At 71.4% G+C, this 9,599-nt stretch carries 11 protein-coding genes; 6 read left to right on the forward strand and 5 right to left on the reverse strand.

Annotation, left to right across the window (positions count from 1 at the left end; all coding sequences use genetic code 11):
* Positions 1 to 109: 109 nt before the first annotated feature.
* Positions 110 to 1,147, forward strand: coding sequence for a SpoIIE family protein phosphatase (locus tag ACN6LB_RS08620; protein ID WP_445025252.1), 1,038 nt, complete (start codon positions 110 to 112; stop codon positions 1,145 to 1,147).
* A gap of 183 nt (positions 1,148 to 1,330) precedes the next feature.
* On the opposite strand, the gene ACN6LB_RS08625 is transcribed toward ACN6LB_RS08620, so the two are convergent.
* A complete protein-coding gene (locus ACN6LB_RS08625) occupies positions 1,331 to 1,735 on the reverse strand; it encodes a DUF302 domain-containing protein (protein WP_445025253.1) in 405 nt (134 codons plus the stop codon).
* Between the two features lie 177 nt (positions 1,736 to 1,912).
* Here ACN6LB_RS08625 and ACN6LB_RS08630 point away from each other — a divergent pair, with 177 nt between their 5' ends.
* The 3 genes from ACN6LB_RS08630 to ACN6LB_RS08640 all read left to right on the forward strand — a co-directional run bounded on the left by ACN6LB_RS08630 (position 1,913) and on the right by ACN6LB_RS08640 (position 4,476).
* Positions 1,913 to 3,277, forward strand: coding sequence for an MBL fold metallo-hydrolase (locus ACN6LB_RS08630; RefSeq protein WP_445025254.1), 1,365 nt, complete (start codon positions 1,913 to 1,915; stop codon positions 3,275 to 3,277).
* A gap of 69 nt (positions 3,278 to 3,346) precedes the next feature.
* The gene (locus tag ACN6LB_RS08635; protein WP_445025255.1) at positions 3,347 to 3,733 is read left to right on the forward strand and encodes a rhodanese-like domain-containing protein; all 387 of its coding nucleotides are present in this window, start codon (positions 3,347 to 3,349) and stop codon (positions 3,731 to 3,733) included.
* Entirely contained in the window at positions 3,730 to 4,476 is a 747-nt protein-coding gene (locus tag ACN6LB_RS08640) for a sulfite exporter TauE/SafE family protein (RefSeq protein ID WP_445025256.1), read from the forward strand. Before ACN6LB_RS08635 ends, ACN6LB_RS08640 begins: the two co-directional genes overlap by 4 nt.
* A gap of 21 nt (positions 4,477 to 4,497) precedes the next feature.
* Here the strand turns inward: ACN6LB_RS08640 and ACN6LB_RS08645 are convergent, their stop codons facing one another.
* Positions 4,498 to 4,785 carry a metal-sensitive transcriptional regulator gene (locus ACN6LB_RS08645; protein ID WP_047017838.1) on the reverse strand — a complete coding sequence of 96 codons (288 nt, stop codon included), beginning with the start codon at positions 4,783 to 4,785 and terminating at the stop codon, positions 4,498 to 4,500.
* A gap of 81 nt (positions 4,786 to 4,866) precedes the next feature.
* Between ACN6LB_RS08645 and ACN6LB_RS08650 the strand changes: the two genes are divergently transcribed.
* A complete protein-coding gene (locus tag ACN6LB_RS08650) occupies positions 4,867 to 5,454 on the forward strand; it encodes a rhodanese-like domain-containing protein (protein ID WP_445025257.1) in 588 nt (195 codons plus the stop codon).
* Between the two features lie 51 nt (positions 5,455 to 5,505).
* Here ACN6LB_RS08650 and trxA read toward each other — a convergent pair whose 3' ends face one another.
* Genes trxA through ACN6LB_RS08665 form a run of 3 tightly spaced genes read right to left on the reverse strand, consistent with a single transcriptional unit; the run spans position 5,506 to position 8,073 of the window.
* Complete coding sequence (trxA, locus tag ACN6LB_RS08655; protein WP_445025258.1) at positions 5,506 to 5,877, reverse strand: thioredoxin; 372 nt, start codon at positions 5,875 to 5,877, stop codon at positions 5,506 to 5,508.
* Positions 5,878 to 5,929: 52 nt separating this feature from the next.
* Entirely contained in the window at positions 5,930 to 7,624 is a 1,695-nt protein-coding gene (locus ACN6LB_RS08660; protein WP_445025259.1) for an aminotransferase class V-fold PLP-dependent enzyme, read from the reverse strand.
* Positions 7,621 to 8,073 carry an OsmC family protein gene (locus ACN6LB_RS08665; protein ID WP_445025260.1) on the reverse strand — a complete coding sequence of 151 codons (453 nt, stop codon included), beginning with the start codon at positions 8,071 to 8,073 and terminating at the stop codon, positions 7,621 to 7,623. Before ACN6LB_RS08665 ends, ACN6LB_RS08660 begins: the two co-directional genes overlap by 4 nt.
* Before the next feature lie 277 nt (positions 8,074 to 8,350).
* Here ACN6LB_RS08665 and sqr point away from each other — a divergent pair, with 277 nt between their 5' ends.
* The gene (gene sqr / locus ACN6LB_RS08670; RefSeq protein ID WP_445025261.1) at positions 8,351 to 9,592 is read left to right on the forward strand and encodes a type III sulfide quinone reductase, selenoprotein subtype; all 1,242 of its coding nucleotides are present in this window, start codon (positions 8,351 to 8,353) and stop codon (positions 9,590 to 9,592) included.
* Positions 9,593 to 9,599: the final 7 nt, after the last annotated feature.

Raw genomic sequence — 9,599 nt, forward strand, 5'->3', positions numbered from 1 at the left:
TCGACTCTCCGCTCCCAGGGCCCACATTGCGGTGGGGGCTGCGACCTTGCTACTGGTTCTCGCCGTCGCCGGATGCGACGTGGCCTTCCGCGGAAGCCACCGGGGGATCATGACCTTGCTTGCCGTCGCCCCGGCCCTCGGGCTGTGCCTGCCACCCCACCGTCGCCTGCCGCTGTTCGCAGGCGGCGTGGCCGTCGGCGGTGCGCTGGCACTCGGTTCGCTGGAGTGGCGGGACCGGCCGTTCGTGGTCGTTGGAACGCTGGTCAACATCACGTTGGTCACCCTTGCCATGCGGCGCATCGAACGGCGCAGACAGGACACCGAACGACCGGTCAGCTCCGAAAGCGCACCCGCGATCGCCCCGGCACAGCCGGACCCGCTGCGGACCTGGTCCTCCCGGGTCGGCGATGTGCGCGTGGAGGCACGCGTCGTTCCCGCTCCCGGGCAGGACCGCCTGCGCAGGGTGTCCTACGACCTGAGACCCACCCGGTTCGGCCCCCGGCTGCTCGTCGCCGCGTCCCCGCACGGAGACGCACACCCGGAGGAGACCGCCGCGCACTTGCTTCACCACTGGGCGAAAACCGCCGAGGAGGAGTCGAGCCTTGCTGAAGCCGCCCGGCGACTGGACGCGGCCGTGAGCGCTGAGCGGGAGGGGTCCGACAGGGGTGTCAGTGCCCTGCTGGTCTCCCTCGCGTCCGACACCGCCGCCGAGGTGATTTGTTGTGGGCAGGCGTCGCCTCTCCTCATGGCCAAGGACAAGGTCCAGCCGCTGAATGTCCTGGCCCCGCTGCCGGCGCTGGGCCGATTCACCTCGCACCGAGCGGACATGCCGATCTATACGACGGCGGTGCGGCTCACCGCGGGGCGACGGTTGCTGCTGCACATGAACGCGCCGCTGGAGCGGGATCGGGAGGGCGGGGACGGGCACCCGCTGGTGGACGTGCTCCGAGCTCAGGCGGACGGCCTGGCAACTCTGGCGCCGGATGCGTGCCTGGGCCGGCTGTCCACGCGGCTGGCCGAGTGCGCCGAGGAGGGGACCGGGGGCGAGGTCGTCCTCATGGCCGTCGAGCGGGAGCCCCAGGCTGCGCAGTCGTACGTCCCCACGCGCGGGGACGCATCGGGTGAGGAACGTCTGAAAGTGGGGTGACCTGACCGTCAGGAGCGGCGTCCGGGGTTTCGACATCCTCCGCCGGACGCCGTCGGCCGACCGGGGTCCCCGAGGCGGGTGCGGTGGAGAACCCGTATATGCAGCCCCACAGAACCAGGGGAGGTTTTCGCCCTGGGACCGCTCTTGCCCGCGCCGCGGTTTCCGTGAGGGCGGCGCCCCTGCTCAGCTCTTCGCGCCAGGTGTGGTGAGTGAGGCGAGGGCGGCGTCGAGGCGGCGGGTGGCCTCCTCGGCCACGGGGCGCAGGGCGTCGATTTCGGTGAGGGCGACCATGGTGTTCGGGTCGAGGGCCTGTACGGCGGTGCGGTCGCCGTCGCGACGGACGACGACGTTGCAGGGCAGCAGCAGGCCGATGGAGCGGTCGGTCTCCAGGGCGCGGTGGGCCAGCGGCGGGTTGCAGGCGCCGAGGATCAGGTAGTCCTCCATGTCGTGGTCGAGCTTGGCCTTGAGGGTGGCGGTGACGTCGATCTCGGTGAGGATGCCGAAGCCCTGGGTGGCGAGGGCGTCGCGGACACGCTCCGCGGCGGTGGCGAAGTCGGTGTCGAGGTGCACGGTGCGGTCATAGCGCATGGCGATGGCCTTTCTCTTCGGCTCGCGTGGCGCGGGACGGGTGTCCGGCCGTATGTGCGAGGTACTCGGGAGTTGTTTCCGCGGGCTTTTCCTGCCCTTGAAAATACCCCCCGGGGTACTCATGCTACCGTCGAATACATACCCCCCGGGGTAAATCTTCACTGAAGGGAGTACCTCGTGTTCTTGGTCGACACGATCGAGGTGTCGGGGCTCGGCAATCGGAGCTACCTGGCGGGCGGTGAGCGGACGGCCGTGGCGGTCGACCCGCCGCGCGACCTCGACCGGGTGCTGGAAGCAGCCGCTCGGCGCGGGGTACGGATCTCCCACGTGGTGGAGACGCATGTGCACAACGACTACGTGACCGGCGGCCTGGAACTCGCCCGGATCACGGGCGCCGCCTACCTCGTGCCCGCGGGAGCCCGCGTCTCCTTCCGGCGCGTACCGGTGCGCGACGGTGACCGCACGGAGATCGACACCGGTGCCGGCCTGACCCTGCGCGCGCTGGCCACCCCCGGGCACACCCCGCACCACACCTCCTACGTCCTGGAGGAGAGCGGCACGGCGGTCGCGGCGTTCACCGGCGGCTCGCTGCTCATCGGCACCGTCGGCCGCCCCGACCTGGTCGAGCCCCGGCTGACCGAGCACCTGGCCCGCGCCCAGCACGCCTCCGCGCACCGGCTGGCGGCCGAGCTGCCCGACGAGACGGCCGTGCTGCCCACCCACGGCTTCGGCAGCTTCTGCTCCTCCTCGCAGGCCGAGGGCGGTGATACGACCATTGGCAAGGAGAAGGTGTCCAACGAGGCGCTCACCCGGGACGTCGACACCTTCGTCGCCGACCTGCTCGCCGGCCTGGACGACGTGCCCGCCTACTACACGCACATGGGCCCGGCCAATGCCGTCGGACCGGCGCCCGTCGACCTGACCCCGCCGTCCGTCGCGGACGCCGACGAGATCGCCGCGCGTCTCGCGGCGGGGGAGTGGGTGGTCGATCTGCGGAACCGGGTCGCCTTCGCCGAAGGGCACCTCGCGGGCTCCTTCAACTTCGAGGCGGAGGGGCAGCTCGCCACCTATCTGGCCTGGCTGATCCCCTGGGGCAAGCCGGTCACCCTGCTCGCCGAGACTCCCGAGCGACTCGCTGCCGCGCAGCGTGAGCTGGTCCGGGTGGGTATCGACCGCCCCGCCGCCGCGGCCACCGGCGGGCCGGCCGACTGGGTGCGCACGGGCGAGACGCCCGCCGTCTTCCGCCGTGCGACGTTCGCCGATCTCGCGGGGCGCACGCGGGGCGGCGTCGTGGTCCTCGACGTGCGCCGGGCGTCCGAACGTACGGATGGGTTCGTCGCGGGTTCGCTCCACATCCCGATCCACACCCTGCCCCGCCGCCTCGACGAGGTTCCTGAGGGCGAGGTCTGGGTGCACTGCGCGGGCGGCATGCGCGCCGCGATCGCCGCCTCCCTGCTGGACGCCGCCGGCCGGGACGTCGTCGCCGTGGACGACTCCTTCGAGGCAGCCGAGAAAGCGGGACTCACCCTCCGGACCTCTTGACGGCGCCGGACGCCGCAGAGGCCGGCCGATCTTCCCTGACGACGTGACGAACAGGAGCCAGAAACCGAGATGAGCATCTTCCGACGGGCCCGGGGCGGCCCGGGGCGCGTGAGTGTGCAGGAGGCGGCCATACGCACCGGGCACGGCAACCCCGATGGCGGCGGTGACGCCGTACTGCTGGACGTGCGCGAACCCTACGAGTGGCAGGCAGGGCACGCGCCACGGGCCGTGCACCTGTCCCTGTCGGCGCTGGCCGCCGGGGCGGGGCTGCCCGCCCACGCGCAGGCGCGGCCCCTGATCGTGATCTGCCGTTCCGGCAGCCGCTCCCGGCAGGCCGCCGAACTGCTCGTCGCCCGGGGCTCGGAGGCCGTCGACGTGGTCGGCGGGATGCGGGACTGGGCCAAGGCGGGGCTGCCGCTGGTGGACGCGCGCGGACAGAGCGGCACCGTCGCGTGAGCGCACTCATACTCGCCCTGGCCGCCGGAGCGGTCATCGGCCTGGCGCTCGGCGCGCTCGGTGGCGGCGGCAGCGTGCTGGCCGTCCCGGCCCTGATCTACCTGCTCGGCTTCAGCCCGGTCGGGGCGACGACCGCGAGCCTGGTCATCGTCACGCTCACCTCGGTCACCGCGATGGCCGCGCACGCCCGCGACGGGCATGTGCGCTGGCGTATCGGGCTGCTGTTCGCGGCGGCCGGGATCGGCCCGGCGATGCTGGGCGGCGCACTCGCCGCCCATGTCCCGGCGGCCGCACTGACGGCGGCCTTCGCCGTGGTCGCGGGAGCGGCCGCCGTGCGCATGCTGCGTTCCCAGCCGGCTGACGAGGGCGCTGTGACGGTGCGGCCGGTGCGGGCGGCGGCGGCCGGGGCCGGCCTCGGCGCGGTCACCGGTGTCCTCGGCGTCGGCGGTGGCTTTCTCGCCGTCCCTGCGCTGGTGGGAGTGCTGGGCATGCGGATGCGCAACGCGGTGGGCACCAGCCTGCTGGTCATCACCGTCAACTCGCTGGCCGCACTGTCGATGCGCGCCGGCACGGTCGAGAACCTGGACTGGGCGGTCGTCGGCCCCTTCATCGCGGCGGCGATCCTCGGCGCTTGGGACGGCAAGCGGCTGGCCCTGAAGGTCACCGGGCCCACGCTTCAGCGGATCTTCGCTCTGGTGCTGCTGGCCGTCGCGGCCTTCATGCTGATCGACGCGCTGTTGTGACGGCCGCCGCGGCGAGGGCCCTCAGGCCAGGGACAGGAACAGCTTCTCCAGACGGGCGCGCATCGCCTCGGGGTCCTCGCCGTTCTTGCGTCCGGACTCCATGTCGGTCACGCACTGCTGCAGGCCCGTCGCGATGATCGCGAAACCGGCCCGGTCCAGCGCGCGCGAGGCGGCGGCGAGCTGGGTGACGACGTCCTCGCAGTCGCGCCCCTCCTCGATCATCCGGATCACCCCGGAGATCTGACCCTGCGCCCGGCGCAGCCGGTTCAGCACGGCCTTCAGGTCCGCACCCTCAAGCTCCAGTTCCACGATCACTCCTCGAAAAATACCCCTAGGGGTACTGTACGTCCCGGTTCGGGGCGGCGTCGACCATTAAGGATCACACCTGTCATGACCAACTTCCCGACCCCTGTCACCCTCGGCACGGACCAGGCCCGCACGCGGCTGCACGAGCTGACCGTCATCGACGTGCGCACGCCCGCCGAGTACGCCTCCGGCCATCTGCCCGGCGCCCTGAACATCCCCCTGGATCACGTCCGGCGGGCGCTGCCAGAGATACGGCACGCCGCCGGGCGCGGTGACGTCCTCGTCGTGTGCGCCTCGGGCGTGCGCTCGGAGAACGCCTGCAAGCTGCTGGCCAGGCAGGGCGTCACCACGGCGACGCTGGCCGGGGGCACCGGGGCCTGGGCCGCCGAGGGGCACGACCTGCACACCCCGGCCGCCTGCGAAACGCGGGCCGGCTGGAGCATGGAACGCCAGGTGCGGTTCACCGCCGGCAGCCTGGTCCTCGTCGGCCTGGTTCTGGGCCTGCTCGTGCATCCGGCCCTCCTGCTGATCTCGGCCGGCATGGCGGGCGGCCTGGTCTTCTCCGCCCTGACCGGCACCTGCGGCATGGCGGCCGTGCTCGGCAAGCTGCCGCACAACCGCCCGCACACGGCCGACCTGAACGCCGCGCTCGCAGCTCTTCGCGGCCGCTGACCGCTTGCGACCCAAGACCCCGCGCAATCGCGCGGTGGGTGCCTGAGCCCCTCAGTTCGCTTCCGCCGAGCCCGCAGCGGCTTTCTGGCGCACGGCCTCCATGTCGACGGCGCGGATCTTCCCGATGAGTTCCTCCAGCGCCTGCGGTGGCAGCGCGCCCGGCTGCGAGTACAGGACGGTCCGGTCGCGGACCGCCATCAGGGTGGGGATGGACGAGATCTGGAAGGCGCCGGCGAGTTCGGGCTGTGCCTCGGTGTCGACCTTGCCGAAGACGATGTCCTGGTGGCGCTCGGCGGCCTTCTCGTAGACGGGGCCGAACATCCGGCACGGTCCGCACCAGGCGGCCCAGAAGTCGATCAGCAGGATCTCGGAGCCGGTGACGGTCTCCTCGAAGTTGTCCTTGGTCAGTTCGACGGTCGGCATGGGGTTGCCCTCCGCTCCTGTATACCCGGTGGGGTATCTTGGTCTGCTCGGTTCAACCGGTACCGGAGCGGGTTTGTTCCACACAGGTGGGCGGCAGCGGGAACCAGCGCATGCGCTCGAAGTCGGCCGGCAGCCCGGTGGGGCCGTCGCCGAGCCGGTCGGGACGAGCGGCCAGTACCTCGCGGGCGCGGGCGAGTTGACCGGACAGCGCCTCCTCGCCCAGCCGGGGGTGGCGGACGGCCGGGGCGGAGATCCGCCCGTCGACGCCGAAGCGCACGTCGGTCAGCCGCAGCGGGGGCTCGGTGGGGCTGCTGTGGTGGCGCCACTGTCCGGTGTGCGCGTCGAAGCGGTAGTCGGGCAGGAGCCGGTGACCGTGTGTGGCGATCAGATCGACGGCGTCGATGAGGTAGTCGCGGACGGTGTTGCTGATGAAGTAGTTGAAGTTGACGCGGATCCAGCCGGGCTTGATGCCGTCACAGCCGTGCACGACCTCGTCGAGCAGGGCGTGGGAGGTGGGGGCGTCGATGGCCAGCAGGCGGTGGCCATAGGGGCCCGCGCAGGAGCAGCCGCCTCGGGCCTGGATGCCGAACAGGTCGTTGAGCAGGGCGACGACGTAGTTGTGGTGCAGGTAGGCGTGCGCGCCGTGGTGGATGCGGAAGGAGACTATGGACAGGCGGCGGGCGTGGTGGTTGCCGAGGATCTCGATGCCGGGATTGCGGTCCCAGTCCGCGAGCGCGCGGCGCCAGTGCCGCTCCTCCGCGGTCTGGATGGTGTCGGCGCCGACGGCTTGCTTGAGGGTGAAGACGAGCCCTGCCCGGATGGATTCGACGATCGCGGGGGTGCCGCCCTCCTCGCGGGCCACCGGGTCGTCGAGATAGCGGTGGCCGAGGGGATCGACGAAGGCGACCGTGCCGCCGCCGGGCGCGGTGGGCACGGCGTTGCGCACCAGCTCGCGGCGCACGACGAGCACGCCCGGGGTCTGCGGCCCGCCGACGAACTTGTGCGGGGACAGGAACAGCGCGTCCTTGTGGTCCCCGGCGCCCGGAGCGGTCTCGGTCATCCGGATGGGGATGTACGGACCGGCCGCCGCGTAGTCCCAGAAGGACAGGGCGCCGTACGTGTGGAGCAGGCTTGAGATGCGGTCGGTGTCGGTGAGGATGCCGGTGACATTCGAGGCCGCGGAGAAGCTGCCGATGCGCAGCGGGCGGTCGGCGTACCGGCGCAGTCCCTCTTCGAGCCGGGCCGGGTCGATGTGGCCGTCCGGGTCCTCGTCGATGACCGCGACGTCGGCGATCGACTCCCGCCAGGGCAGTTCGTTGGAGTGGTGCTCGTACGGGCCGACGAACACCACCGGACGCTCGGCCTCGGGCGGCTTGTCGGGGCGGCGCAGTTCCAGAATGCCGACCAGCTTGTTCACCGCCGCGGTGGCGCCCGAACCGCAGAAGATCACCAGGTCGTCCTCGGTGCCGCCGACCGCGTCGCGGATGATCCGGCGGGCGTCCTCGCGCAGCCGGGTCGTCTGCAACCCGGTGCTGGAGCTCTCGGTGTGGGTGTTGCCGTAGCAGGGCAGCACCTGCTCGCGGACGAAGTCCTCGATGAAGTCCAGGGAGCGGCCGGAGGCGGTGTAGTCGGCGTAGACGATCCGCTTCGGGCCGTAGGGCCCGTCCAGCACCTCGTCGTCGCCGATCAGGCCGCCGCGGATGCGGTCCAGCAGTGCCGACACGACCGGAGCCGAGGTCGTACTCATGGCTCCAGCTCGATGTCGATCTCAGGAGGCTGATGGAGGGTGTTGTGGACCGTGCAGTGCGAGGCCACGGCAAGCAGAGCCGCATGCCGCTGCTCGGGCAGCTCCGGCGGCGGGACGATCACAAGGCGCAGGGAGGCGACACGCGCCGGGCGATCGGCGGCCATGGTGAACTCGGTGCGGACCCGCAGACCGGCACGGGGCAGGCCGTGCCGGTCGAGGTAACGGCCCGCGTAGAACGCCACACAGGCGGCCAGCGACGCCGCGAAGAGCTCGGTGGGAGTGGGCGCGGTGTCGGTACCGCCCGCCTCCAGCGGCTGGTCGACCTGGAGGCGGTGTTCGCGGACGTCCACGCTGTAGGCGTCGCCCTCGACGTGGATGACCTCCAGTCGGTGCACGTCCACGGACTGGGTGCGGTTCGTGCTGAGGGTCTGCGGTGTGCTGCCGGTCATGGCCGAGCCCTTCTCGCTGATGTCGACTGCTCCGAATTCCAGTCGACCGCCGAGTGCGGGGGCGGGGTGAGGGTCCGACGGGGTGCGCCGGGGACCGTTCAGCCCTCGTGCCCGCTTGTGCGGCGATATACCCTGATGGGTATTTTATCGGGGCGTTCATGCCGGACATATGGGGTCCTGGGGCCGGTGGGCCCAGTCGAAGACATACCCGGGTGGGTACTCGTGTGAGGACCAGCGGCCCATGCCCGACCGTCGTCTGACGCACGACAGTGGGGTCATGGGCAAACACATCGTGATTCTCGGCGGCGGAACCGCCGGCACCATGACCGCCAACCGCCTGTGTCGCACGTACGACCAGAGCGAGTGCCGGATCACGGTCGTCGACCAGAACGACGACCACCTCTACCAGCCCGGCCTGCTGTTCGTGCCCTTCGGGCTCGCCCGGCCCGACCACCTCGTCCGCCCCCGTCCCCGACAGCTGGACGCGGCCGTCGACTACAAGCAGGCGCGGATCGAGCGGGTCGACCTGGACGCACGAACCGTGCACCTCGCCGGTGGCATCCGGCTGCGGTACGACCTCCTCGTGGTCGCCACCGGAGCGACACTGCTGCCGGAGGAGACCGCGGGACTGACCGGAACCGGCTGGCGCGAGAAGGTCTTCACCTTCTACGACCTCCCCGGAGCCGTGGGCCTGCACGAAGCGCTGGAACGCTTCGAGGGCGGCCGCCTGGTGATCGACGTCGCCGACCTGCCCCTCAAGTGCCCCGTCGCGCCTTTGGAGTTCGCATTTCTAGCCGACTGGTACTTCCAGCACCGAGGCATCCGGGACCGGGTCGAACTGACCTACGCCACCCCGCTGGACGGTGCGTTCACCAAGCCCGTCGCGGCCAAGGCGCTGGGCGGTCTGCTCAAGGAGAAGGGTATCGAGCTGGTCACGGAGTTCACGCTCGGCGAGGTCGACGGCGAACGCCGGCGGCTGGTGTCGTACGACGAACGGGAGGTGCCCTTCGACCTGGCGGTCGTCGTCCCGCTGCACGGCGGCGCCGAGTACGTCGGACGCTCCGAGGGCCTGGGCGACGAACTGGGCTTCGTCCCCGTCGACCCGCACACCCTCCAACTCCCCGGTCGGCCCGAGGTGTTCGCCATCGGCGACGCGGCGGGCCTGCCCGCCTCCAAGGCCGGATCGGTGGCCCACTTCGAGGGTGAGGTGCTGGTGCACAACATCGAGCGGTTCCTTGCCGGGCAGCCGCTGGACGCCTCGTTCGACGGGCACGCCAACTGCTTCGTGGAGACGGGTTTCCACAAGGCGTTGCTGATCGACTTCAACTACGACACCGAGCCGCTGCCCGGCCACTTCCCGGGCCCGGTCGGTCTGCCGCTGCTCAAGGAGTCGCACGCCGCCCACCTCGGCAAGCTCGCCTTCGAGTGGCTGTACTGGCACAGCCTGCTGCCCGGCCGGGACCTGCCCGGCATCGGCTCGGCCATGCCCGAGCACGGCAAGGCGCACGCCGGCACCTGAGGCCGAC

The organism is Streptomyces sp. SAS_270, from assembly GCF_052543295.1.